This is a genomic window from Nitrospira lenta, from assembly GCF_900403705.1.
Lineage (GTDB): Bacteria > Nitrospirota > Nitrospiria > Nitrospirales > Nitrospiraceae > Nitrospira_D > Nitrospira_D lenta.
Map to the genome: position 1 here is coordinate 606,444 of NZ_OUNR01000012.1, position 23,464 is coordinate 629,907.

General features: G+C 58.3%; 24 protein-coding genes and 1 pseudogene. 17 read left to right on the top strand and 8 right to left on the bottom strand.

Going from position 1 to position 23,464, the window contains the following annotated elements:
• Positions 1-13 precede the first annotated feature (13 nt).
• The 11 genes from NITLEN_RS09290 to dinB all read left to right on the top strand — a co-directional run bounded on the left by NITLEN_RS09290 (position 14) and on the right by dinB (position 11,460).
• Complete coding sequence (locus NITLEN_RS09290) at positions 14-676, top strand: hypothetical protein (RefSeq protein ID WP_121989307.1); 663 nt, start codon at positions 14-16, stop codon at positions 674-676.
• Positions 677-1,611: 935 nt separating this feature from the next.
• A complete protein-coding gene (locus NITLEN_RS18870) occupies positions 1,612-2,343 on the top strand; it encodes a methyl-accepting chemotaxis protein (RefSeq protein ID WP_425464144.1) in 732 nt (243 codons plus the stop codon).
• An 8-nt stretch (positions 2,344-2,351) separates the two neighbouring features.
• A complete protein-coding gene (locus tag NITLEN_RS09300; protein ID WP_121989309.1) occupies positions 2,352-2,720 on the top strand; it encodes a response regulator in 369 nt (122 codons plus the stop codon).
• A gap of 33 nt (positions 2,721-2,753) precedes the next feature.
• Positions 2,754-3,053, top strand: a complete 300-nt coding sequence (locus NITLEN_RS09305) for an STAS domain-containing protein (protein ID WP_121989310.1) — start codon at positions 2,754-2,756, stop codon at positions 3,051-3,053.
• A gap of 59 nt (positions 3,054-3,112) precedes the next feature.
• Complete coding sequence (locus NITLEN_RS09310; protein WP_121989311.1) at positions 3,113-5,365, top strand: chemotaxis protein CheA; 2,253 nt, start codon at positions 3,113-3,115, stop codon at positions 5,363-5,365.
• 25 nt (positions 5,366-5,390) lie between these two features.
• Complete coding sequence (locus NITLEN_RS09315; protein ID WP_219999421.1) at positions 5,391-7,049, top strand: methyl-accepting chemotaxis protein; 1,659 nt, start codon at positions 5,391-5,393, stop codon at positions 7,047-7,049.
• 9 nt (positions 7,050-7,058) lie between these two features.
• Entirely contained in the window at positions 7,059-7,628 is a 570-nt protein-coding gene (locus NITLEN_RS09320) for a chemotaxis protein CheW (RefSeq protein ID WP_121989312.1), read from the top strand.
• 153 nt (positions 7,629-7,781) lie between these two features.
• Positions 7,782-8,609 carry a CheR family methyltransferase gene (locus NITLEN_RS09325; protein WP_342776539.1) on the top strand — a complete coding sequence of 276 codons (828 nt, stop codon included), beginning with the start codon at positions 7,782-7,784 and terminating at the stop codon, positions 8,607-8,609.
• Between the two features lie 3 nt (positions 8,610-8,612).
• On the top strand, positions 8,613-9,134 hold the full coding sequence (locus NITLEN_RS09330) for a chemotaxis protein CheD (RefSeq protein WP_121989313.1): 522 nt from the start codon (positions 8,613-8,615) through the stop codon (positions 9,132-9,134).
• Between the two features lies 1 nt (position 9,135).
• On the top strand, positions 9,136-10,203 hold the full coding sequence (locus NITLEN_RS09335) for a protein-glutamate methylesterase/protein-glutamine glutaminase (RefSeq protein ID WP_121989314.1): 1,068 nt from the start codon (positions 9,136-9,138) through the stop codon (positions 10,201-10,203).
• A gap of 180 nt (positions 10,204-10,383) precedes the next feature.
• Positions 10,384-11,460 (top strand): DNA polymerase IV, encoded by a 1,077-nt coding sequence (dinB, locus tag NITLEN_RS09340; protein WP_146216152.1) that lies wholly within the window; start codon positions 10,384-10,386, stop codon positions 11,458-11,460.
• Between the two features lie 33 nt (positions 11,461-11,493).
• Here the strand turns inward: dinB and NITLEN_RS09345 are convergent, their stop codons facing one another.
• The 3 genes and pseudogenes from NITLEN_RS09345 to NITLEN_RS18875 form a co-directional block, all read right to left on the bottom strand.
• Complete coding sequence (locus NITLEN_RS09345) at positions 11,494-13,224, bottom strand: ABC transporter ATP-binding protein (protein ID WP_121989316.1); 1,731 nt, start codon at positions 13,222-13,224, stop codon at positions 11,494-11,496.
• A 107-nt stretch (positions 13,225-13,331) separates the two neighbouring features.
• A complete protein-coding gene (locus tag NITLEN_RS09350; protein WP_121989317.1) occupies positions 13,332-13,550 on the bottom strand; it encodes a DUF6812 domain-containing protein in 219 nt (72 codons plus the stop codon).
• Positions 13,551-13,618: 68 nt separating this feature from the next.
• Positions 13,619-13,676 (bottom strand): annotated as a pseudogene (locus NITLEN_RS18875) (AURKAIP1/COX24 domain-containing protein); the annotation flags it as partial.
• A gap of 166 nt (positions 13,677-13,842) precedes the next feature.
• On the opposite strand from NITLEN_RS18875, the gene NITLEN_RS09360 reads away from it, so the two are divergent.
• Both NITLEN_RS09360 and nadB read left to right on the top strand, forming a co-directional pair.
• Positions 13,843-14,370 (top strand): hypothetical protein, encoded by a 528-nt coding sequence (locus NITLEN_RS09360; RefSeq protein ID WP_121989318.1) that lies wholly within the window; start codon positions 13,843-13,845, stop codon positions 14,368-14,370.
• The gene (gene nadB, locus NITLEN_RS09365; protein WP_121989319.1) at positions 14,367-16,055 is read left to right on the top strand and encodes an L-aspartate oxidase; all 1,689 of its coding nucleotides are present in this window, start codon (positions 14,367-14,369) and stop codon (positions 16,053-16,055) included. The genes NITLEN_RS09360 and nadB overlap by 4 nt, the downstream gene beginning before the upstream one ends.
• Here the strand turns inward: nadB and NITLEN_RS09370 are convergent.
• The 3 genes from NITLEN_RS09370 to NITLEN_RS09380 all read right to left on the bottom strand — a co-directional run bounded on the left by NITLEN_RS09370 (position 15,961) and on the right by NITLEN_RS09380 (position 19,144).
• Positions 15,961-16,632 (bottom strand): lytic transglycosylase domain-containing protein, encoded by a 672-nt coding sequence (locus NITLEN_RS09370; protein ID WP_281267793.1) that lies wholly within the window; start codon positions 16,630-16,632, stop codon positions 15,961-15,963. The two genes, nadB and NITLEN_RS09370, sit on opposite strands and share 95 nt — an antisense overlap.
• 143 nt (positions 16,633-16,775) lie before the next feature.
• Positions 16,776-17,657 carry an aminotransferase class IV gene (locus NITLEN_RS09375; protein ID WP_121989321.1) on the bottom strand — a complete coding sequence of 294 codons (882 nt, stop codon included), beginning with the start codon at positions 17,655-17,657 and terminating at the stop codon, positions 16,776-16,778.
• Between the two features lie 8 nt (positions 17,658-17,665).
• Complete coding sequence (locus NITLEN_RS09380) at positions 17,666-19,144, bottom strand: anthranilate synthase component I family protein (RefSeq protein WP_181416753.1); 1,479 nt, start codon at positions 19,142-19,144, stop codon at positions 17,666-17,668.
• A gap of 177 nt (positions 19,145-19,321) precedes the next feature.
• Here NITLEN_RS09380 and NITLEN_RS18880 point away from each other — a divergent pair, with 177 nt between their 5' ends.
• The 4 genes from NITLEN_RS18880 (at position 19,322) to atpF (ending at position 21,170) form a co-directional block, all read left to right on the top strand.
• A complete protein-coding gene (locus NITLEN_RS18880) occupies positions 19,322-19,567 on the top strand; it encodes an AtpZ/AtpI family protein (protein ID WP_121989323.1) in 246 nt (81 codons plus the stop codon).
• A gap of 2 nt (positions 19,568-19,569) precedes the next feature.
• Positions 19,570-20,319, top strand: a complete 750-nt coding sequence (locus tag NITLEN_RS09390) for a F0F1 ATP synthase subunit A (RefSeq protein ID WP_121989324.1) — start codon at positions 19,570-19,572, stop codon at positions 20,317-20,319.
• 36 nt (positions 20,320-20,355) lie between these two features.
• Complete coding sequence (gene atpE / locus NITLEN_RS09395; RefSeq protein ID WP_121989325.1) at positions 20,356-20,586, top strand: ATP synthase F0 subunit C; 231 nt, start codon at positions 20,356-20,358, stop codon at positions 20,584-20,586.
• Between the two features lie 80 nt (positions 20,587-20,666).
• Positions 20,667-21,170 carry a F0F1 ATP synthase subunit B gene (atpF, locus tag NITLEN_RS09400; protein ID WP_121989326.1) on the top strand — a complete coding sequence of 168 codons (504 nt, stop codon included), beginning with the start codon at positions 20,667-20,669 and terminating at the stop codon, positions 21,168-21,170.
• A gap of 16 nt (positions 21,171-21,186) precedes the next feature.
• On the opposite strand, the gene larE is transcribed toward atpF, so the two are convergent.
• Positions 21,187-22,014: an ATP-dependent sacrificial sulfur transferase LarE gene (gene larE, locus NITLEN_RS09405; RefSeq protein WP_121989327.1), complete on the bottom strand. Its 828-nt coding sequence runs from the start codon at positions 22,012-22,014 to the stop codon at positions 21,187-21,189.
• 24 nt (positions 22,015-22,038) lie between these two features.
• Positions 22,039-23,376: a M16 family metallopeptidase gene (locus tag NITLEN_RS09410; protein WP_181416754.1), complete on the bottom strand. Its 1,338-nt coding sequence runs from the start codon at positions 23,374-23,376 to the stop codon at positions 22,039-22,041.
• Positions 23,377-23,464: the final 88 nt, after the last annotated feature.

The window sequence follows — 23,464 nt, forward strand, 5'->3', positions numbered from 1 at the left end:
CAGGGAGGCGGTTATGCAGAGCAGTACCCATCGGCGTCAAGGAATGGTGGCGATTGCGAGTCTCTTGGGAATTCTGTCGCTCGTCGGACCACCGGCAGCGTCAGCCATTGATGTGAAGCTGTCCGTAGATGACGCGCAGAAGGCTCTGGAAGCCGGCCGTATTCCGATGGACAAAGCCAATTCTCCTGAAGACGTCAAGAAGGTCCTGCAGCAAGCGTCCTTGGCCACCCGGGTCGGGTCCGATCCTGAGAAAGATCCCTGCGGTGCGAGCGCCATCCTCCGTACGAAGCGATTCCGGCTCGAAGCTTTCGGGCGCCAGGAAGCGGCGGAATCCAAGAAGCAGAAGAAAGAGATCCGCATGCCGGATGAGTTCATCAAGAAAGTCGTCGACATGCCGAACATGGAAGTGGAAGTGCAACTTTGCGGGGACGACGAATACTTTGCCGAAGGCGCGCAGGTTGCGTTTCAGCAAGGGAACAAGAATATCAAGGCCATTGATGTGAGCCCTGCGGAAAAGGGCCGTAAAAACGATGGGCAGGGCCCCGCGTTCCGATCGCGATTTACCGCACGGTTCGCCTACGATAGTTTCGATCCGAACGGGAAGACGAAGATCATCGTGTTCTTCCCGGACGGGAAGACCAGCGAATTCGACGCGGACTTTTCCAAAGTGCGATAAGGATTTCCTCAGGGGATTGCGCGTTCTCGAATCCCCTGTGAAGGCCGGTCTTGGTTTCTGACCTATCCATTTCTGCAGCCGAGTGAGCGGTTTGCTCTTCTCCCCTTTCCCCTCGCGTATATCCATACAGATAGTCTGGTCAGGCTGACTCATCCCCTGTGAAGGGCGACCGCCTTCCCCATCCCTGGGAGCCGTTGGATTGGTTATATATGAGCAATCCGAATGCCGCGCTCAAATCTATTTGCCCGCGCATAGCGTCCCCCCTGTGAGTTCGGACATGCCCTTGGGGCAGGCGTGCATGTCAGACGAAATCTGACAGAGTAACGGAATGTAGAGGGTCGCGGTCGCGTCGATCATGGCTTTGTGAGGCTCGGGTCACTTTCGTTTGGTATCTCTATCAAGTTTGGACTTGGTGGGCCGATAACAGTTGCGCAAGTAGCTGCAATAGCTGTTGAACAACTCACCTTCGAGTGTTTGGAATCACAATGAATGCAACGGTGAATCACCATCGACTCATTCCTTTTGGGCTCGGTGTCCTTGGATCTGCGCTGCTCATGGCGCAGCACGAATGGCATTGGGGTACGGTGGCGGCGGCCGCCGGCTTTCTTGGCCTTGGGTTCTTGGCTGGGATGAAGTTGTCGGTTGATCGCGATCGAATGGTGGCGGCGGCGCTGCGGGACCGTGAGGTGCAGGAGCTTCAGGCGCGGGATGCTGCGATCGATCAAGTCAACGCCATTATGCAGAAGCTGGCCTCCCAGGTGATCGCGGTTTGGGGGAAACAGATCGAATCCTCCCGGACAAAAATGGAAGAGGCGTTCGTCGGGCTGACTGTTCGATTTGCAGAGATCGTCCAGAAGTTGCACGACGCCGTAGAGTCCTCTCGTACGGTTGTGGGCGCGGCGGCAGATCAACAGGGGAGGAATGGACTTGTCGTCATGCTGTCGTCTACGGAAGCGCGCCTCAATACCATTGTCACGGCACTCAGTGAAGCGCGTCAGGATAAAGAACACCTGCTGAATGAAACACGGAAGATGGTGGAGGTGATTCGTGAGCTGAGGCAGATGGCGGCAGAGGTCGAAGGGATCGCGGACCAAACGAATTTATTGGCGCTGAATGCCGCCATCGAGTCCGCCCGCGCCGGGGAAGCCGGACGCAGTTTCGCTGTGGTGGCGGACGAAGTGCGCAAATTGTCCACGAGGGCGGGCGAAAACGGCAAGCGGATCAACAGCAAGGTTGAAATGATCAACCGGGCCATTCTGAGTTCAACGGCCATGGTGGAATCGTCCGCAGAGCGGGATACGCGGGCGCTCGAATTTTCCATGGCGAAGATTCGAGAAGTCCTCGATGAGTTCGGCTCGGCGGTCAAAGGCTTGGAGCAGTCGACGGGGCTGCTGCAGCAGGAGACAGAGCGCATCTCGCTCGAGGTGTCCGAAGCGCTCGTCCAGCTGCAGTCCCAGGACCGAGTCAATCAAGTGTTGATGCATGTGCAGACGAACATCGATCAGCTCTGCAGCAAGTTGGTTCCGCCACATGGACTGCTCCAATCGGAAGACGTCGTGGAGGTGGCAGGGGCACTCCGGAGTTCCTACACCATGGAAGAGGAAATGACGGCTCATGGTGGTGGGGCACCGGCTCAGGCGAAAGCCGCAGAGATCACTTTCTTCTAGGGGGCACTATGGCAAAGACAGTGTTGGTCGTCGATGATTCGGCTTCGTTGCGACAGGTGGTGAGCATTGCGCTGAAGGGCGCCGGCTACGAGGTTCTTGAGGGCTGTGACGGCAAGGATGCCCTGTCCAAGCTGACGGGCCAGAAGGTCCACCTCATTATCAGCGATGTGAACATGCCGAACATGGACGGGATCACGTTCGTCAAAGAAGTGAAGAAACTGGCGAACTACAAGTTCACGCCGATCATCATGCTGACCACGGAGTCGCAAGAGTCCAAAAAGAGTGAAGGCCAGCAAGCCGGCGCCAAGGCCTGGGTGGTGAAGCCCTTCAAGCCGGAAGCGATGTTGCAGGCGGTGTCCAAATTGATTCTTCCATAAGGGCCGGGCTGATCCGAAGAACAGGAGTGGCGCATGGACGTTCAAGAAGAAGTTGCCGGAACGGTTTGTCGGTTGCACGTGGCCGGAGAGATGACCATCTATTCGGCGCTCGAACTCAAAGAGCGCTTGCTGGGATCGCTGGCCCGGTATGCCGAGGTGGACGTGGACAGTTCAAGCGTGACCGAAGTGGATTCAGCCGGATTGCAGCTGCTCCTGCTGGCCAAGCGTGAGGCGCGGTCGGCCGGGAAGCGGATGCAGGTGTCCGCTCCGAGTCCGGCCATGCAGGAAGCGTTGCAGCAGTTTTCTCTCAGTCCAGCGTTGGAGAGTCTCTAGAAGCATGGCGACGCCGTTGCGTAGGGTAGACGTCGGACAATCACAACAGGGATTGCCTTATGAATCTTGATTCAGCCGCACAGACATTTCTGGCAGAAAGCCGCGAGCTTCTCGATGTCATGGAAGAACAGCTGCTCCAGCTCGAAGCAAATCCTGACGGGGGGGCGGACATCGATGCCATTTTCCGAGCCGCCCATACCATCAAGGGCTCGGCCGGGCTCTTCGGTTTCGACGACGTGGTCCGGTTCACGCATCGAGTGGAAAATCTTCTTGACCGAATCCGCGGGAAACAATTGAGCTTGGATGCGGATTGCGTTGCGCTCTTGCTGACCTGCTGCGATTTTATTCGCGCCCTGATCGAAGCCATCTCAACCGGTGAACCGCTGACTCCCGACGCAAAGCAGACAGGGGATGGATTGGTCTCGCGATTGGATATCCAGCTTGGGGTCACGCCTGCGGCGGCGCTCGCTCCGGTGCATACCGCACCGGCGGCTCCGGCACCCGCGACCTCGGTGGGAGATCGTTCTGAACAGAATCCGGCCGACTCTGCCTGGCATATCTCGCTGCGATTCGGCTCAGAGGTGCTCAGGAACGGCATGGATCCGCTGTCGTTTCTCCGGTTCTTGGGCACGCTGGGCGATGTGCTGCATCTTACGGTGATCACGGACGCCCTTCCGTCCGTCGACAAAATGGATCCCGAGAGTTGTTACCTCGGATTTGAAATCAGGCTGCGCAGTCAGGCGGACAAGGCGCAGATCGAGAACGTCTTCGAGTTTGTGCGCGATGATTGCCAGATTCGCATCCTTTCTCCGCGCAGCAAGCATGCCGAGTACGTGCAGTTGATTCAGGCACTGCCGGAAGACTCCATGCGCCTGGGGGAAATCCTCATCAAGAGCGGAGCCCTGACCAAGGCGGAATTGGAGCAGGCGCTGGCTCAGCAAAGCGTCGGCGGTCCTTCACAGACGACGGAGGCGGCCCCTCCTCCCGGCAACCCTCAGTTGGGAGATCTTCTCATCCAGCAGGGCGTGGTCGCGCCGGGACTGGTGCACGCCGCACTAGAGAAGCAGCAGCAAGTCAAAGAGCATAAGTCACAGGAAACCCGGTTCATTCGTGTCGAGGCGGACAAGCTGGATCAGCTCATCAACCTGGTCGGAGAGCTGGTGATTGCGGGAGCGGGCACGCAGTTGCTCGCGAAGCGGGCCGGGTTGGGCGATGTGCTCGAATCGACCTCGACCGTCTGCCGTTTATTGGAAGAAGTCCGCAACAACGCACTCGGCTTACGGATGGTGCAGATCGGCGCGACCTTCCAACGGTTTCAACGGGTGGTGCGTGATGTGAGCCTCGAGCTTGGGAAAGACATCGAGTTAACGATCACCGGCGGCGAGACGGAGCTGGATAAGTCGGTCGTGGAGCGCATCGGAGATCCGCTGATGCATCTGGTCCGGAACTCCATGGATCACGGGATCGAACCGCGCGAGTTGCGGCTGGAGCGAGGCAAGCCCGCGAAGGCCCATATCACGCTCAATGCCTATCACGATTCGGGCAGCGTCGTCATCGAAGTCACGGACGACGGCGGCGGCTTGAACCGTGAGCGCATTCTGAAGAAAGCACGAGAGCGCGGATTGATCGGAGAGACCCAGGTGCCGACGGAGGCTGAGATCTACAACCTGATTTTCGCGGCGGGGTTCTCGACGGCGCAGCAGATATCCAACCTCTCCGGAAGAGGCGTGGGGATGGACGTCGTCAAACGGAATATCGAAGCGCTCCGAGGGACGGTGGAGTTGCTCAGCAAGGAAACGGTGGGGACCACCGTGCAAATTCGCCTACCCCTGACCTTGGCGATCATCGACGGGTTCCTCGTCGGGGTCGGGCAGAGCCGCTACGTGATTCCGTTGGATATGGTGTTGGAATGCGTGGAAATGCCCGAGGCCGAGAAACAACTTGCCGGGCGCGAAGGCCATATCAGCCTGCGCGGGCAGGTGCTTCCCTTTATCCGTCTCCGCAGTCTGTTTGTCTTGGGCGGGGAAGCGGGGCTGCGCGAGAATATTGTGGTGGTGCAGTACGGCGGGCAGAAGATCGGGTTGGTGGTGGATTCACTGCAGGGAGAGTTTCAAACCGTCATCAAGCCGCTCGGTCAGCTGTTTGCGCAACTCAAAGGGTTCGGCGGGTTTACGATTCTCGGGAGCGGCGACGTCGCACTGATTCTCGATGTGCCGGCGTTGATCTATGCGGTGACTCATAGCGGATACAGCCCTGGCGGGGCGGGCGTTTCCGAGGCGGCGAGGCAAGAGATGTATGAACAGGCGGCATGAAGGTCTTACATAGAGGAGGCGGGCGATGGGAAAGCAGATGAAGTTAGGCGTGCGATTAGGGTTGGGGTTTGCCACGGTCTTGGTGCTGCTGGTGATCGCCTGCGGCATCGGCATCTACAATCTGAGTAATTTCAAGGATGTGACCAGCGTAATGGTCAATCAAGTAGTGCCGAAGGTGGCCTTGGCCAATGAGGTCATCAAGAACACCCTCGACAACGGCCGGACCGTCCGCAATATCGCGCTCGCCACCACGCAGGTGGAAATAGACGAGCTGTTTAAGCGGATGGAGGCCGTGCGGGCCAAAAACGGAGAAGCCCTCGAAAAGCTCGATAAGCTGCTGACGTTGCCGCGCGGGCGAGAACTGTTCAAGGCCATTACGGAGAAGCGGACGGCCTTGGGGACGAAGTATGCCGCGCTCGGACAATTGATCAAATCCTCGGATCGGCAGGCGCTGACGTTGTTCATCAAGCAAGAGTTCGGGCCGGCCAACAACGCATTCTGGGAATCGCTCGAAGTCATGGCGAAATTCCAGTCGGAACTGATGGACAAAGAAGCGAAGACGATGGCGGATACCTATGAGAGCGCCCGCAACGTCCTCGTGGCGGTCATGGTGATCGCGCTCGTCATGGGCGCTGGGGTCGGCCTCTGGATCACACGGTCGATTCTCACCGACATTGGCGGTGAGCCGGCGTACGCGCGGGACAGTGTCCGCCGGATTGCCGAGGGCGATTTAACGCTCGACATTCAGGTGGGTGACCGGGACAAGAGCAGCCTCTTATTTGCGCTGAAGGGCATGGTCGTGAGTTTGACGCAGGTGATTGGGCAGGTCCGGCAATCGGCCGACGCCCTGGCCAGCGCGTCGGAAGAAGTGAGCGCCACGGCGCAGTCTTTGAGCCAGGGGTCCAGCGAGCAGGCGTCGAGTGTGGAGGAGTCTTCGGCGTCGATCGAACAGATGACGGCTTCGATCAACCAGAACAGCGAGCATGCCAAGGTCACCAACAACATGGCGACCCAGGCATCGAAGGAAGCGAATGACGGCGGGCAGGCCGTGCAAGAAACCGTGACGGCCATGAAGCAGATCGCGGGGAAGATCGGCATCATCGACGACATTGCCTATCAAACCAATCTGCTCGCGCTGAATGCGGCGATCGAGGCCGCGCGGGCCGGCGCGCACGGCAAGGGATTTGCGGTCGTGGCGGCGGAGGTACGCAAGCTGGCTGAGCGGAGTCAAGTCGCGGCCCAGGAAATCGGCAATCTGGCCGGCGACAGCGTGAGCATGGCGGAACGGGCCGGCAAACTACTCCAGGAAATGGTTCCCGCGATCCAGAAGACATCCGACCTGGTCCAGGAAATCGCCTCGGCCTCCAGCGAACAGGCGTCCGGTGTGTCGCAGATCAATACGGCGATGACGCAGCTGAGCCAGACGACTCAGCAGAACGCGTCAGCGTCGGAAGAGCTTGCGGCCACTTCGGAAGAAATGAGCGGCCAGGCGCAGCAACTCCAGCAGGCCATCGCGTTCTTCAAGGTCAGCAGTCAAACCCCCGGCGCGAGTTCCGCGCGGCCAGCCAACGACAAACCGCGACAGGCGTTCAAGCCGGGGAACCGGAAGGAGTCGTCGCCGGGTGTTCCCTCCCAGGCGGAGACCGTTGCGCAGCCCGATCCGGCACAGTTTGTCCGATTCTAGGAGGTCGTTATGGGAACCGCATTGTCATCGCAGGAACCGGCCGGCGTGGACGAGGCCGGAGAAGAACAGCATCAATACCTGACCTTTCTCTTGGGAAAGGAACTCTTTGCCATCGGGATCTTGGGGGTGAAGGAGATCATCGAATACGGCACCCTCACGGCGGTGCCGATGATGCCGCCGTGCGTGCGAGGCGTGATCAACCTCCGCGGGCGCGTGGTTCCGGTGGTCGATCTGGCGGTACGGTTTGGGCGGCCGCTGACAGAGCCGGGGCGGCGCACCTGTATCGTGATCGTCGAAGTGGCCACCGAGGGGGATCATCGAGACATCGGCATTATTGTCGATGCCGTTAATCAGGTGATCGAGATCCTTCCGGAAGAAATCGAGCCGGCGCCCAGCTTTGGGGCGAACCTTCGCGGCGAGTTCATCCAGGGCATGGGGAAGGTGGATGGCCGTTTTGTGATCATTCTCGAAATCACGCGGGTGCTCTCGATCGACGAAATGGCGCAGCTCCGGAGCGGACAGGATGCGCTGACTTCGGCCAGCGGGCCAGCGGCTTCGGCATTGCAAGTGGCCGGGTAGCGCGCGGACCGGATCGGGCGCGAACGCGAGCCGTGGAGCGGGGCGACCACGAGGTCGTGTCTTGTCTTTCCGGGCGGTGCGCTCGAACGGAGTCGATCATCTTCACCCAGATATTTTGGAGCGGCGTGGGCGACGCCGAGGAACATCGTGGACGTGTCTGCCTCGAATGCCTCTACCGGCGAGATTGCGATTTCCGATCAGGAATTCGCCGACTTTCAGAAATTTGTCCATCACAGCGCGGGAATCACCCTTTCCGCTGCCAAGAAAGCGCTGGTGTCCGGGCGGTTGCTCAAGCGGTTGCGCCACTATCAGCTGGCGTCCTACCGCGAATACTTTCAGTTGATCATGAACGGGCAGGAACCCGCCGAACTGCAAACGGCACTCGATCTTCTCACGACCAACGAGACCTATTTTTTCAGAGAGCCGAAGCATTTCGAGTATCTTCGCACGACGATCCTGCCTGCCCGAAAGCCGGGAGAAGCCTTCCGGATTTGGAGCGCGGCCTGTTCGAGCGGAGAAGAGCCCTACACCCTGGCGATGGTATTGGCGGATAGTCTGGGGACGACGCCCTGGAACATCCTGGCGTCGGACATCAGCTCGCGAGTCTTGGCCGCCGCACAAACCGGCCAGTACAACATGGAGCGCGCCGAAAAAATCCCGCAGGCCTATCTCAAGGCCTATTGCTTGAAAGGGGTCGAGGAGCAGGCGGGAACCTTTCTGATCGATCCGAAGCTCAGAAGCCGTATTCGGTTTCTGTCGGTCAACTTGAATGCGTCGTTGCCGGAGACCGGGACCTTCGATGTGATTTTCCTTCGCAACGTCATGATCTATTTCAATGCGGAGACGAAGCGGCAAGTCGTGGATCGGTTGCTTTCCGTGCTGAAGCCCGGAGGGTATTTCATCATCAGCCATTCGGAAAGCCTGCATGGTATTACCGATCACCTGAAGATGGTCCGGTCATCGATCTATCGTAAGGCCTAGGCGATGGCACTGCCTGCGAACGTCACGGAGGTGTTTTTGCAGCCGGGAGAGTTTCATTTCGGCCATGCGAAGACGCGGATCAAGACCATCCTGGGTTCGTGCGTGGCGATTACGATGTGGCATCCGATCCTGCACATCGGCGGCATGTGCCACTTTCTCCTGCCGTCGCGGGACACCCGCGCCTCGGAGCGATTGGATGGGCGCTACGGAAGCGATGCGCTGCAATTGTTTTTGCAGGAGATGGCCAGGAAGGGGACGACGTTGAAGGAGTATCAGGTCAAGGTCTTCGGCGGCGGGGACATGTTTCCCTCGCTCGATAAGCGGGGAAAGGCGTTGGAGATCGGCATGCGCAACGTCGAGCTGGCCCGGAAGGCGCTGGAAGATTTGGGCGTGCCCGTGGCGGCGGAGCATGTCGGCGATGTCGGACATCGCCAGGTGATTTTCGATGTCTGGAGCGGAGACGTGTGGGTGAGGCATCAACGGATTCCCGCCAATGGCGGGCCAAATGTGGTGGGGGTCGCATAGGATGAAAACGATCAATGTGCTTGTCGTGGACGATTCAGCCACCGTGCGGCAGGTGATGACCGACCTGCTCAAGAAAGATCCGGAGATCCGCGTGATCGGCGCGGCCTCCGATCCGCTCTTTGCCATGGAGCATATGAAGAAGCAGTGGCCGGACGTCGTGACTCTGGATGTCGAAATGCCTCGCATGGACGGGATTTCGTTTCTGAGACATCTCATGGCGACCCATCCGACGCCGGTCGTCATCTGTTCGTCATTGACGGAAAAGGGAGCGGAAACGACCATGCAGGCGCTGGCCGCCGGCGCGGTCAGCATTGTCACGAAACCGCAGCTTGGGGTGAAGAAGTTTCTGGAAGATTCGTCGTCTCAATTGATCGAGGCGGTCAAGGCCGCGGCTCAGGCCAACATGAAATGTATGAAGGGAGGGACGCCTCCCGCTGTTCCCGTGGCGCAGAAGCTGACCGCCGATGCGGTCTTATCCGCCAGCACCCATGCGATGGCTCAGACGACCGATCGGCTGGTGGCGATCGGCACCTCCACCGGCGGCACGCAAGCGCTTGAAGTGGTGCTGACCGGAATCCCGCGCGTGTGTCCGGGCATTGTCATTGTCCAGCACATGCCCGAGAAGTTCACCGCTGCGTTTGCCGAGCGGTTGAACAGTATCTGTCAGATCGAGGTCCTGGAAGCGAAGACCGGCGACCGCGTCATTCCAGGCCGCGCGCTGATCGCGCCGGGCGGCCGGCACATGCTGCTCAAGCGAAGCGGTGCGCAATACCATGTGGAAGTGGTTGAGGGCCCGCTGGTGAACCGCCATCGCCCGTCGGTCGATGTGCTGTTTAGATCGGTTGCGAAATTTGCCGGGCGAAACGCACTGGGGATCATCATGACCGGCATGGGAGACGACGGGGCTGCGGGGCTGCTTGAGATGCGGCAGGCAGGCGCCCGCACGGTGGGGCAGAATGAGGCCACGTGCGTCGTCTATGGGATGCCCAAAGAAGCCATGAAGCGCGGAGCGACCGAACGGGAAATTCCTTTGACGTCCATCTCGCACGAGATTCTGGCCTATGGATAACCGGCTACGGTTTTTCTGTTCGCGTCTGTCTGTGCTTTCCGCATGCGACCGGCTCAACTCATCCTACCTCAGTGCCCATATTCTACCGAGACTCTCTGGCAACTAGTGTAGACGCAGGCGAAGCCGGTATAGTCCCCTGGGGCTTGAGTGGAGGCTCAGGGGGAATCCGGAGACCTAGGCGTGCCGAGGATCATCGTACATTTCGATATGGATGCGTTTTATGCTGCGATTGAGGAGCGGGATACGCCTGCGTTTCGTGGGCTTCCTCTTGTGGTAGGGGCCGATCCGGCGCAGGGGCGGGGGCGTGGAGTTGTCTCGACCGCGAATTACAAGGCGCGCGCGTACGGGATTCATTCGGCCACGCCGATTTCCACAGCCTGGCGTTTTTCGGAAGAAGCTCGTCGAAGGGGGCAGCCTCCGGTCACATTTGTCTCCGTCGATATGCGCAAGTACGCCGGCGTATCTTCCGCAGTGATGGCCATTGCCCGCCGTGCCGTTCCTGTGCTTGAGCAGGCGAGCATCGATGAGGCCTACGGGGATGTCTCCGGCGCCGGATCCTTCGAGGCCGCGTCTGAGTTGTGCCGTTCGATCAAGGCGGCAATTCTCTCGGAGGAACGATTGACGGCGTCGGTCGGGATTGGACCCAATAAATTGATCGCCAAGATTGCCTCCGGTATGCACAAGCCGGACGGGTTTACGGTCGTCACAGAGGCTGAGGCGGAAGCGTTTCTTGCGCCGTTGTCGGTACGGGCGATTCCGGGAATCGGGCCAAAGACGGAAGCGCTGCTGGCCGCGCAGCATATTCGTCTGGTTGAAGAGCTGAAACAGCTGAGCCCGGCTGAGATGGACGCGCGCTTCGGCAAGCGGGGGCGTGAATGGTATGCCAAGATTCGCGCACAGGACGACTCGCCGGTGGAGGAGCATTGGGAGCCGAAGTCAATCAGCGAGCAAGAGACCTTTGATGAGGATACGTTGGATTCACAGATTTTGGTGGAGCGGTTGTCGCAGTTAGGCGATGGGGTGTTTGCGCGACTGGTGGAGGAGGGATTCGACGCCTGCAGGACGGTTGCGATTACCGTGCGGTTCGCGGACTTCACCACAGTCACCAGGGCCCACACCTTTCCTGACCCGGTGCGGGATGGGCCGGCGGTGCGCCGCGAGTTGCTTAAGCTGCTGCTCCCGTTCCTCGATCGGCGGGAGAACCCGCGTCGTCAACGGATCCGGCTCTTAGGCGTGCGGGTGGAAAAACTGCAGTGAGTGAGCGGCGGGGCCGGGTCGTGGCGGACGGGGCTAGGGTGCTTGTTCGCTAAACCTGATGGTGTAGAGGTAGTGATAGAGACCTTTGCGCTCCAGGAGTTGCACGTGGGTGCCTGCTTCGACGACGTGGCCCTTGTCCAGGACGAGGATGCGGTCTGCACGCTGAATCGTGGAGAGTCGGTGGGCGACGACAAAGGTCGTCCGTCCGTCCATCAGTCGCTCCAGTGCTTCCTGAACCAGCCGTTCCGACTCGGTGTCGAGCGCCGATGTGGCTTCGTCGAGCAGCAGGACGCGAGGGTTTTTGAGAATTGCCCGGGCAATGGCGATACGCTGCCGCTGGCCGCCGGACAGGTTGATCCCCTTCTCTCCCACCACAGTCAGGTATTGGTCAGGAAAGGCTGAGACAAATTCGTGCGCGTGCGCTGCCTTGCTCGCTTCCTGCACCTCCGCCTCGCTCGCCTCGGGGTTCCCATAGCGAATATTGTCGAGGATGGTTCCGCCAAAGAGGATGGTTTCTTGCGGAACGAGCGCGACTTGCCGATACCAGCTATCCACCGTGACCTGTTTCAGATCGTGCCCATCCACGGTGATGCGGCCGTCGACGGGATCGTAGAAGCGATGGAGTAGATTGATGATGGTGGTTTTACCGGCTCCCGTCGGTCCGACAAAGGCAACGAGTTCGCCCGGTTGTGCTTCGAACGACAGGTGCGACAGCACCGGGGTGCGCGGGTCGTAACTGAAGCTGACCTGTTCCGCCCGCACGTGGCCCCTGACGGTGGAGAGGACGTGCGCATTCGGGGCATCTTGGATGTCCGGTTGTGCGTCGAGTATTTCAAATACGCGCTGGGTGGCGCCCTGAGCCTCTTTGATTTGGGCGAAGACGCGGGCGGCCGAACTGAATGGCCCGATCAGAATTCCTGCGAAGAGGACGAAAGCGAAGAGATCGCCCGGTGTGACGGTGCCTTCGATCACTTGGGTGCCGCCGTACCACAGCACGGCGGCGGCGGCTGAAAATGTCAGCAGGCTGATGACAGGGATGAAGAGGGCCATGATGCTGGCCCGTCTCAGTGAGAGTGATAGGCCATATTGGACCGCGGTTAAGAAACGGTCTTCTTCCCGTTTTGTTTGCACGAACGACTTCACAATGCGTATGCCGGAAATGACTTCTTCCAGTAGGGTGCTGAGCGCTGCGGTTTGATCCTGGATTGAGGTCGAAAGGAGTTTCAGCTTACGTCCAAAAAACTTGGCGACGAGCACCAGCAATGGGAGGAGCAGCAGGATCAGGAGGCAGAGCCGCCAGTTCATGGCCAACAAGAAGCCGATGCCGCCTATGAACGTCACCACTTGCTTAGCCGTGTCGATGGGGGTCTCCGTGACAATGGACTGAACGACGGTGACATCGTTCATCAGCCGGGACAGTAATTCTCCCGTTCGCCTTCTGGAGAAAAAACTGACCGCGAGGCTTTGTAAATGCGCAAAGAGATGGGTGCGGAAATCGGCGACAACCCGTTGGGAGATCCAGGCGGTGAGGTAGCTGTGCCCCATCGAGCAGAGGCCTTGCAGGAGAACCAGGCCGATGAATATCCCGATCAATTCCGTCATGCGGTCACGATCGTGTTGGACGGTAATGACGTCCCAGAGCGTGCCGGCCAGGCGCAGTAGGGCCAGATTGATGGCGGCGACCCCCATCACGAGAAGTCCCGCGAGGATCATTCGTGGGAAGTAGGGCCGTACAAATGGAAGAAAGCGTCTAAAGGGTGACATGGGCGCGGGAGTATCGATGTGAGAGCCTAATCCCACCGCCCTGGGTTATCCCCATATGGGGTACGCAGGTCGATGAGATGCAGCCGAGATGGCGGAAAGACAAGGCGCTAGAGCTGCGAGATAGACTCGATCAGGTTCTTATTGAGGGCCACATAGTCAGAACGATCAGTATCGTTAATGACCACGTCCGTCAGGCTGATAAAGAGCCGCACTTCCTCGTTGATCGCGTCCGAGACGCGATGACGCATTGGCGGAACGAGAAAGTCCCCCACGTAGGTGCAATTCACCGTACGGACGCGGATGCGAACCTTCTTGCCTTCCGGCACAATGTCCTCCTCCCGGTAAACGGGGTGAGCTTAGCTCTTACGACGTAAGAATTTTTGGCGTCTGCGCAACTTCTTGTACTTGTGCTTGCGCATTTTTTTCCGCCGCTTTTTTAACACGCTCGACATGCAATGAATCTCCAAAGACGCGGGAGTCTAGAGACTTTTAGGTCAAAAAGCAAGCCTGTCGATGACTGGCTGCGAATGCATAATTGTGATGCGGCTGTTCCCCGATTGGTTCGACGGCATCGCCGCGCCTTGACCGATCCCCAGGACGTTCCTATACTGCAAGCCTATGGATACGAATCTTCCGGTATCTCCGTTTTATCTGCGCATGCTCCGTTGGTGCGGAGTGGCGGTATTACTGACTGCCGTGGCCTGTTCATCGAAGACGCTTCAGTATCCTGAGGATCATGAGCGTTTTATCCATATCGATCGGGCGGTGGAAGCGCTACGGGAGGCGTATCAGCATCGAGACCGTTCTGCGTTTCAGGACGTGATGCTGCCCGCGGAGTCGTTAGAGCAAATCCAAGCTGAAGCCGCGCAGGACTTCGAATTATTTCAATCCATTCAGCTGGACTTCAAGACCGAGCGCATCATGATCGACGGGGAGAATATTGACGTATATGTGCATTGGCAGGGGGTCTGGAAGAAAAATCCGGACGATGCCGGCATTCGTCAACGTGGACATGCCCGTCTACAGTGGATAGGTAAACAGTCGATTCTTCTCCGTGGTGTACAGGGTGATTTGCCGTTCGGGATGAAAGTGCGCCAGGCGTTATCCGACCTCCCCGCAGCGCCGCAGAAATCGCTTCCCCAATGAAACCATCAGCTTCGCGGTCGCGAAAATCTTCTACTAGCCCTCAAGCTGACTTCCTCGTCATCGGGAGCGGTGTTGCCGGGTTGCGTGCGGCACTGGAGTTGAGCCGTGAAGGCCGTGTCATCATGCTGACGAAGGGGCATCCACTGCAGAGCAATTCGATCTACGCGCAAGGGGGCGTGGCGGTGGCCCTCAGTGAAGAGGATGATGTCGCGATTCACCGGACCGATACGTTGAGGGCCGGCCACGGGCTGTGTCGTCCCGAGGCGGTTCGGGTGCTGGTGGAGGAAGGGCCGGCGCGGATTCAGGAGTTAATCCGGTGGGGCGCAAAATTCGACAAGACGGATGGGAAGTTTGCCTTTGCCCGAGAGGCGGCGCATAGCCGGAGCCGCATTTTGCGTGCGCGCGGAGATGCCACGGGCAACGAAATGGTGCGCGCGCTGATGGCGCAGGTCGCGCGGCAGAAGCGCATCCAACGGCTCGACTATCATTTCACGGTTGATCTGGTAGTTGAAGAGGGACGTTGTTGCGGGGCTGTTGTGCTTGATGAGGCATCGTCGAAGCAGTTCATCATCCCCGCAAAAGCCGTTGTATTATCGACAGGCGGCGCCGGGCAGATTTACGCCCGGACGACGAACCCTCCCAACGCCACCGGTGACGGCATGGCGATGGCGTTTCGGGCGGGAGCCATGCTGCAGGATATGGAGTTCGTCCAGTTTCATCCGACCTCGCTCTATCTCCCTTCCAGTCCGCCGTTTCTCCTGTCCGAAGCAATGCGCGGCGAAGGCGGGCAGTTGCGCAACAACAAGGGCGAACTGTTTATGCAGCGATACCATCCGCTCGGGGCCCTTGCCCCGCGGGATATCGTCTCGCGGGCAATCTGGGCTGAGATGGCGGCGACGCGTGCCCGGCATGTGTACCTTGATGTCACACATCTGGGGGCCGAGTTCATCAAGCGCAGATTCCCAACAATCTATGCCACCTGTCTGCGGTCCGATATTGATATCACGGAAGAGTGGATTCCTGTCTCGCCTAGCGCCCACTACATGATGGGCGGGGTGTGGACCGACATAAACGGGGCTACTACACTGCCAGGGCTATTCGCGGCCGGCGAAGTGGCTTGTAGTGGTGTGCACGGAGCCAATCGTCTGGCGAGCAATTCGTTATTGGAAGGACTGGTCTTTGGTATGCGGGCGGGTGTCACTGCGATCGCGTTTGCTCAGGGACACGCGTTTCCTGAGCTGTCTTCCCGCGCAGAGCCCCCTCAGCCCACAGGAGAGGCGACGCTCGAAGATGTGGAGAAGCTCAGGAGTTCGCTCCGCCGGACGATGTGGGGACAGGTCGGGGTGATCCGGTCGCGGGAGTCGCTCATACGCGCTACGGCTCAATTATCCCGCTGGGCCCAGCTTGTTGCCAGGTTCTCTACAACGAGAGCTGAGCTGGAAGTGAAGAACATGGTGCAGGTCGCGCATTGTGTCGCGGAAGCCGCATTGTGGCGGGAAAACAGCGTCGGGGCGCATTTTCGCTCAGATTGCCCCGAGGCGAAACGGCCAGGCTGGAAGCAGCACAGTCAGTTGCGGATCGCCAGCGATACTACTGAGCCGAGGTCGGCAAAGAAGCGGGGAGTGGTTGTGGCGCTGCAGATTCGGCAGCCGCGAGCACGCGCCCGGTCATCGCGCCGTCCTTAATCAGAAACGTTCGGTAATAACGAATGACTTTCCTGACGTATTGGCGGGTTTCGTCGATCGGCGGAAGTCCGCGGTAGCGATCCACGGTATGTTCCCCGGCATTGTAGGCTGCAAGGGCCAACGGAAGATTTCCCCGGAAACGATCCAGCAACTGACGCAGATATTTCGTCCCTCCCCCGATATTATCTTCAGGATCGTAGAGGTCCCGCACTTCGAGGCGAATGGCGGTTTGTGGCATCAGCTGCATCAGGCCGATGGCGCCGGCGCGTGACACGGCCATCGGGTCGAAGCCAGATTCCGCTTTAATGACCGCCCGGATGAGGGCGGGGTGTAGTTGGTGCCGCCGGGAGTACCGGCTGATCATCGGTTCGAGCTCCCGTTCCGACAGAACGGGATGGAGTCTGTTTGGCTGTGTGGCAATTCGCCGGTAGCGCAGGTCCGTCGGCACATTGGTCAGTGAGATGGTCCCGTTGGCATCGATGTATTGGTAGATCTCTGCCTGTGCGGCAGGGAGTCCTTGAAGAAGCCAGTGCGCTCCCACGAGGGCTGTTCCGAGAAGTAGTCGAGAGGTTTTCAATTGACCGTTCCTTCGCGCGCTTGTTGTGTTTGGCATGGTCAAACGATAGCAGCCTGCACCTGGGTGTCAAGGATTTGCACGTCTTATGCCCTCTCTTGTCGTGAGGGTATTGCAATGAAAGCAATGGTTTGACTGGAAAGCGGTTAGCCGAGAGGTTCCAGGAATCGACTTCGATTGTCGATAAAATGGCGGTGTAATTGGCGGGTGAGTGGGCCTGGGGTGCTGTGTCCTATAGATTGACCGTTGACTGAAACGACCGGCATAACCTCCATGCTGGTATTAGTCAGGAAGCATTCGTCGGCATGCAGCAGCTCTTCCGGAGTGAATCGTCCTTCGTGCACGGGGATCTTCAGCTCTCCCGCCATCTGCAACAGGATCGTTCGCGTAATGCCGTCTAAGAGGCCGCATTCTACGGAAGGTGTGTACAGCCGGCCTTGTGAGATGAAAAATACATTGCTCACGGTACCTTCCGTGAGGTGCCCTTCCCAATTCAACAGGAGCGCATCGAAGACCCGCGCGGCAATCGCTTCCCGTTTCGCCAGAATATTATTCAGGAAATTGGTGGCCTTGATTTGCGGGGAGAGCGCACTCGGCAGGTTGCGCCTTGTCTGCGCAATGACGAGTGACACGCCGCGCTGGTACAACTCGGCAGCGGGCGGATGGAGCGGTTTGGCCATGATGACGACAGTGGGTGTCTGGCAGAGGGCCGGGTCAAGGCCGATCTCTCCTACTCCGCGGGAAACGGTAATTCGGAGATAGGCGTCGGTCTGATCATTCCCCAGCTGATTGCGATCCATCGCTTCGTGCAAGAGGCGCGGCCACTCGCTCGGCGGGATGGGGACAGTCAGTCCGATGGCGTCGGCGGAGCGGTGTAGGCGTGATAGATGATGATCGCGCATGAAGATCCGCGCTCCGTATGAGCGGATCGTTTCATAGACCCCGTCTCCGTAGAGAAAGCCATGATCGAAGACGGATATTTTCGCGTCCTGTTCCGTGACGAATCGATCGTTGAGAAAAATCCACATGCTGGATGTTACGACAACGCGCTCAGGAATGCCTGTGCCTTATGCATCGTCTCCTCGTATTCCTTGGCCGGATCAGAGTCCGCCACAATGCCGGCACCGACCTGGAGGGAGCCCTGTCCTTCGTGAAGCACCAGCGTGCGGATGATGATGTTGAAGTCGAGGTCTCCGCTCCAGCTTAGGTAGCCCATCGATCCGGTATAGGGGCCTCGCCGTACAGGTTCCAATTCGTCGATGATTTCCATGCAGCGAATCTTGGGTACGCCCGTGATGGTGCCACCGGGGAAGACGGCTTGCAATAAATCGAATCCGGTCACCTCGGTCCGCAGTTGTCCAGAGATGTGCGACACCAGATGGCTGACGTGGGAATATTGCTCAATCGACATGAGTTCATCGACGAGGACGGAGCCGAACTCACACACGCGGCCGAGGTCGTTTCGCTCGAGGTCGACGAGCATCAGGTGTTCGGCGCGTTCTTTTTCATTGCTCAGCAGTTCTTCCCGCAACCTGTGGTCGTCGGAAGCGTCCCGGCCTCGGCGCCGGGTTCCGGCGATCGGGCGGGTATCGGCCGATCGGCCTTCCAGCCGAACTAAGCGTTCCGGCGATGTACTGATGAAGCTGGTGTTCCCCATGCGCAACAGGCCGGAGAACGGTGAGGGGTTCATGCGGCGCAGGCGCGCATAGGCTTGGAGTTCCGTCGCGAGTCCCGCCTGGTGAGTGAAGCTGTCGCTCGTAACTGAAAAGCGATGTGAGAGGTTGGCTTGATACAGATCTCCGGCGGCGATGTATTCCTGGCAGCGTCGGACGCGGTCCATATAGGAGTCTTGGGTTTGTTGCGGTCGAAAGCTGACTGGGGCGAATGAATGGGCTGACGGCGCTTGGGGGTGGGGCGAAGACAATTGCGCCTCTAACGCCGCGAGTCTGTCGCAACCCTCCCGATAGAGCTTCTCTCGAGGCTCCCCGAGGAATCGTTTGAGCGGGGGGCAGAACATCAAGTGCCATTCGTCGGATGAGTGATCGAATGCGACCACCAGATCGTAAAAGGCGAACTCCAAGTCCGGGAAATGAAGATCGTCGTCGGCGTCGTTCGGCAATGATTCGAATTGACGCACCAGGTCATAGCTCAGATACCCCACGGCCCCTCCGAAAAACGGCGGAGTTCCAGGAGGGCGAGCAATGGTGGATTGTTGCATCAGGCGCGCGAGTGTTGAAAACGGCGCTTGTCCGGTTTGGGTTTGTCCATCGGCTGACCGGAGAGTCCAGTTGTGATGCTTGCCCGAAAAGGTCTGGTAGGGATCGGTCGCGAAGAATGAGTAGCGCCCAGTGGTTGCTGGTCCTTTGCCGCTTTCAAAGAGAAATGAGGGGTGCCGGTCTGACGCCACGCGGGCATACCGTTCGAATGGGCTGAGCGGCCAGCCTCGTTGGCTCACGCACAGGGGTTGCGGAGCCCCGTGAAGAAAGGCTGTGGCGGATGGTCGTGTCGTTGACATGAATTCAGAAAATCCGACCGATTTCAGTTGGGCCATACTATACCGTAGCGCTTTCGAGAGAGACAGGGCCCCTAACGGCTTGACATTTCAATGAGGATTCTGCTTGAATTGCGCGCTCGCAATCGGTTGAGCGCCTCATTCAGATTCTTGTCTGAGCATTGACCGGTGAGTAACAGAATGCCCCCTTCTCAAGATCCGTTTTATGCGGGGCTCGGCCAGGCGGTTCGAATTGGAACCGACCTGCTAGCCTCGTTGATTGTCGGGGGTGGTGTAGGCTGGGTGTTAGATACCTACCTCCTTGATTCCACTCCCTGGGGAATGGTGGTGGGGCTAGTGCTTGGAGTAATCGCCGGAATACGAAACGCATATCGGGCGGCTATGCAGTGGCCGGGCTCGCCACCTGATACAGAAAGCAAGGAATAGCTGTGGAAGAAAGTCCGCTCCATTCGTTTGAACTGCATAACTACATCCCGCTCTCCCTTGGTGGAATCGATATTTCCATTAACAAAGCGGTCATCATCATGTGGGTGGTGGTGGCGTTGGTCGCATTCTTAATGCTCAAAGCAGGATCGGCTCGCCAACTTGTGCCGGGAAAATTACAGAGTCTGGCTGAAATGTTGGTTGATTTCATTCGTGGCATCATCCTCGATACGATGGGGAAAGAGGGGATGCAGTTTTTCCCGCTTGTCGCGACGCTATTTCTCTTTATTCTTTTTTGCAATCTGATCGGGCTCATTCCCGGTTCGTATACAGTCACAAGCCAGATTATCGTAACAGCCGTGTTTGCCTGCGTTGTGTATGGGCTCAGTCTTGTCATGGGATTCCTCTTGCATGGGGGCAAGTTTTTGGGGATTCTCGTGCCGCCGGGAACTCCAGGATGGCTCTTGCCGCTGATGATTCCTATCGAATTGATCAGCCAATTAGCTCGGCCGATTTCATTGGCGGTTCGATTGTTTGCCAACATGACAGCCGGGCACGTCATTCTCGGGGTGCTCTTCGGTTTGTCGATCAGCGGCGGGCTGCTTATCGGTTGGTTGCCGTTTGCCTTTACGATTGCAATGAACGGGTTGGAAGTCGGCATTGCGTTTATTCAAGCCTATATTTTTACCGTGTTGACGTGCGTCTATTTGGGTGACGCATTCCATCTGCACGGCCATGATGACCACGCGCATTGATCGCGTGTCAGCCAGACAAGGGAGGAGTTGGACACAATGGATTCAGCAGCAGCAGCATTATTGGGTATGGGATTGGCGGCGGCGGGGTTTGCCGGTGCCGGTATCGGAATCGGGTACATCTTCGGCAAGATGATTGAAGCCGTGGCTCGCCAGCCTGAAGCGGAAGCCCGCGTCGGCAAGTACATGTGGATCGGGTTTGCGCTCGTGGAAGCCATCGCACTGTACGGGCTTGTCATTGCGTTCATCATCATGGGTCTTCGCAAATAACCGTGTTGAGCCATGGGTGCTCAGTGCGGAGTCCTGCGCTCAGTACTCGGGATTCAGCCACAGTCGTGTAGGTTAAAACTATGCCGCAGTTTGAATCGGGGTTTTTCTCGTCGTTGATTTTCTGGGAGATTTTGTCCTTCGGAATTCTGTTCTTCGTGCTCTATAAGTTTGCCTTTCCAGGCATCCTGGCCGCCCTCGAAGAGCGGGAGAAGAAGATCAAGGACAGCCTCGACCAGGCTGAACGTCACCGTGCAGAGTCTGAGCGGGCCTTGAAGACCTATGAGGCAAAGCTCAGTACAGCGGCGAAGGAAGCCGAAGCCATTCTGGCCGCAGCTCAAGAGCGGGCGCAGCGGTTGCTTGATGAGAACGAGCAGCGGATGAGCACGGAAGCGGAGCGCATCAAGGGCGATGCTACACGGGAAATCGACCATGAGCGCCGGAAGGCCATCCAGGACATTCGCAATCAGACTACGGAGCTGGCGTTGGCGGTGGCGGAAAAGGTGGTGCAGCGCAGTCTTACAGATGCGGATCACCGGAAATTTGCCGACGAAGCGCTCAGCGCCCTGTCGAAGTCACACTCCTAATCAATCGTTCATTGCTCTACTTGGCCGGGCGCGGTGGGTCTATGCTCACCCCGCCAGGCCGATACCCATCTAAGTCAATCGTCACAAACCGAAAGCCGAGTTCCTTCACGTGACGGCTGATCCTCGTCCCTCGTTCACCTTCGATTATTCGAGCCAGTTCATCCTGGCTGACTTCGATTCTGGCGATCTCACCGTGATCGCGCACGCGGCAGTGCCGGAATCCTTCTGCCAGTAATACTTCTTCGGCTTGTTCCACCCGGCTGAGTTTTTCCCTCGTAATTGTGATGCCTCTGGGAATGCGCGAAGACAGGCAGGCGGCCGCTGGTTTGTCCCAGTTCGACAGGCCGAGATCTTTTGCGAGCGATCGGATTTCAGCTTTTGAGAGATTGGCTTCGACCAGCGGGCTGCGGACTCCCCATTCACGGGCGGCTCTGAGGCCGGGACGATCATCGCTTAGGTCGTCGAGATTGGTTCCATCCACGATGACGGCAGCCGCGCGTGCTTTTCTTAACTTGCCCAGCAAGTGATAGAGATCGGTTTTGCAGTGGAAACAGCGGTTGGCATCGTTTTCGGTGAAGGCGGAGATCAGCAGCTGATCGGTCTGGACCAGTTCATGGCGCACCCCGATTTCTTTTGCGACGCGGGTGGCTGAATCCAATTCGACGGCAGGGAAGGTCGGTGAAATTGCCGTCACCCCCACGGCGCGGTCCAGCAATTGGTCATGGGCAACTTTCAAGACCACCGTGCTGTCGATGCCGCCTGAATAAGCAACCAGGACAGAATCCATGGCCGCGAAGATCTCGCGTAAATGAAGGAGCTTGTGTTCGAGTGAAAGAGGCTGCATAGCGGCCCGGTGTCGTGAGATCTCTTACTGGCGGACCTTGGCTTTAGCCACGTTACCTACGACGACAAGCGCATAGTGCTGCGGGTCGAGGTACTGCCTAGCGACGCGCTGCACGTCGTCTTTCGTGACGCGTTCAATCCATTTCGGATACTGGCTGAAATACTCGAATCCCAATCCATAATACTCGACCTGGGCCAGCACCTGAGCCAGTTTGGCGGTCGAATCGAGGCGGAGCGGGAAGCTGCCTACCAGAAACGATTTCGCTTCCGACAATTCCTGGTCGCTGACCGGGCTGTCGCGGATTCCTTTGATCTCCGTCAGCACGCCGGTGATCGCTTGATTGGTGGCTTCGGTCCTGGTTTGAAGATTCACCCAAAACGAGCCGGGCTGCATGCGTGCGTCATAGTGGCTCATGATGCCATAGGCGAGTCCCTGCTTGTCGCGAATCGAGTCCATGAGCCGCGACGAAAACCCTCCGGCGCCGAGAATGTGGTTCATGACGGTGATGGCATAGTAGTCCGGATTATTCCGGCTGATTCCCCCGTGGCCGAGGACGATCGTGGACTGGGTCAGGTCTTTCTCGATGAGCTGGACGGACTTTTTATCGACCACAGCGGGCTTCTTTGTGGTGCGGTTCTGCGGCGTGCCTTTCTTCCAGCTTCCGAAATGGGTCTGTACGAGGGCCGTCGCTTGTTCAACGGACAGATCTCCGACGATGGTCAGGATGACCTGATTGGGGAGATATTCCTTTGCGTAGAAGCTTTGTACGTCCGCCAACGTTATCTTGCCGACCGTCTCTTCGGTGCCTTGTGCCGGCCACCGATAGGGATGGTTGTGGAAAACCAGTTGGTTGAAGGCTTTCATGGCCACGTGGCCGGGATCGTCGCTGTCGCTGGCGATTTCACCTTGGATCTGTGAGCGCACTCGTTCGAATTCATGCTTGGAGAAGGCGGGATGCATCAACACATCGGCGAGGAGGGTAAAGCCCAGATCGACGTCCTTTTTCAGGATACGCGCGGAGGCGGTCGTAAAGTCTTCTCCCGCTTTCGCTTCCAAGGACCCGCCGACAAAATCGATTTGCTCGGCCAATTGCTTCGCCGACCGGCTGGTGGTTCCTTCATCCAAGAGGCTCGCAACAAGATTGGCGACGCCGGCCTTGTCGGGTGGGTCGTAGGCCGACCCGGCTTTAACCAAGGCATGAATTTCCACGATCGGGAGAAAGTGCTGCTCCAGGACCAGCACGGTCATTCCGTTGGGCGTGGTGAATTTGATCGGAGTGATATCGGCTGCCTGTACGGGCGTAGTGAGAGAAACGACGGCCGTAATGAAAAGCAGTGCGCCGGTGCTACGCCATCGGTTCATTCGAGTGAATCGTCCTGCTGCTGTGGTAATGACCATCATAGTCAGATCTTTCCGGCATGAGCGGCGGACGAATTGGGACATCATGATC

What these genes read in the sequence shown, in the direction of transcription:
- NITLEN_RS18870 (WP_425464144.1), top strand. Translation starts at nt 1,612, where the DNA reads ATGCTGTCGTCTACGGAAGCGCGCCTCAATACCATTGTCACGGCACTC.
- NITLEN_RS18880 (WP_121989323.1), top strand. Translation starts at nt 19,322, where the DNA reads ATGCCCCCTTCTCAAGATCCGTTTTATGCGGGGCTCGGCCAGGCGGTT.
- NITLEN_RS09330 (WP_121989313.1), top strand. Translation starts at nt 8,613, where the DNA reads ATGGCACTGCCTGCGAACGTCACGGAGGTGTTTTTGCAGCCGGGAGAG.
- NITLEN_RS09300 (WP_121989309.1), top strand. Translation starts at nt 2,352, where the DNA reads ATGGCAAAGACAGTGTTGGTCGTCGATGATTCGGCTTCGTTGCGACAG.
- atpE (WP_121989325.1), top strand. Translation starts at nt 20,356, where the DNA reads ATGGATTCAGCAGCAGCAGCATTATTGGGTATGGGATTGGCGGCGGCG.
- NITLEN_RS09410 (WP_181416754.1), bottom strand. Translation starts at nt 23,376, where the DNA reads ATGAACCGATGGCGTAGCACCGGCGCACTGCTTTTCATTACGGCCGTC.
- NITLEN_RS09345 (WP_121989316.1), bottom strand. Translation starts at nt 13,224, where the DNA reads ATGTCACCCTTTAGACGCTTTCTTCCATTTGTACGGCCCTACTTCCCA.
- NITLEN_RS09310 (WP_121989311.1), top strand. Translation starts at nt 3,113, where the DNA reads ATGAATCTTGATTCAGCCGCACAGACATTTCTGGCAGAAAGCCGCGAG.
- NITLEN_RS09315 (WP_219999421.1), top strand. Translation starts at nt 5,391, where the DNA reads ATGGGAAAGCAGATGAAGTTAGGCGTGCGATTAGGGTTGGGGTTTGCC.
- NITLEN_RS09290 (WP_121989307.1), top strand. Translation starts at nt 14, where the DNA reads ATGCAGAGCAGTACCCATCGGCGTCAAGGAATGGTGGCGATTGCGAGT.
- nadB (WP_121989319.1), top strand. Translation starts at nt 14,367, where the DNA reads ATGAAACCATCAGCTTCGCGGTCGCGAAAATCTTCTACTAGCCCTCAA.
- NITLEN_RS09380 (WP_181416753.1), bottom strand. Translation starts at nt 19,144, where the DNA reads ATGTCAACGACACGACCATCCGCCACAGCCTTTCTTCACGGGGCTCCG.
- larE (WP_121989327.1), bottom strand. Translation starts at nt 22,014, where the DNA reads ATGCAGCCTCTTTCACTCGAACACAAGCTCCTTCATTTACGCGAGATC.
- NITLEN_RS09335 (WP_121989314.1), top strand. Translation starts at nt 9,136, where the DNA reads ATGAAAACGATCAATGTGCTTGTCGTGGACGATTCAGCCACCGTGCGG.
- NITLEN_RS09320 (WP_121989312.1), top strand. Translation starts at nt 7,059, where the DNA reads ATGGGAACCGCATTGTCATCGCAGGAACCGGCCGGCGTGGACGAGGCC.
- atpF (WP_121989326.1), top strand. Translation starts at nt 20,667, where the DNA reads ATGCCGCAGTTTGAATCGGGGTTTTTCTCGTCGTTGATTTTCTGGGAG.
- NITLEN_RS09305 (WP_121989310.1), top strand. Translation starts at nt 2,754, where the DNA reads ATGGACGTTCAAGAAGAAGTTGCCGGAACGGTTTGTCGGTTGCACGTG.
- NITLEN_RS09375 (WP_121989321.1), bottom strand. Translation starts at nt 17,657, where the DNA reads ATGTGGATTTTTCTCAACGATCGATTCGTCACGGAACAGGACGCGAAA.
- NITLEN_RS09360 (WP_121989318.1), top strand. Translation starts at nt 13,843, where the DNA reads ATGGATACGAATCTTCCGGTATCTCCGTTTTATCTGCGCATGCTCCGT.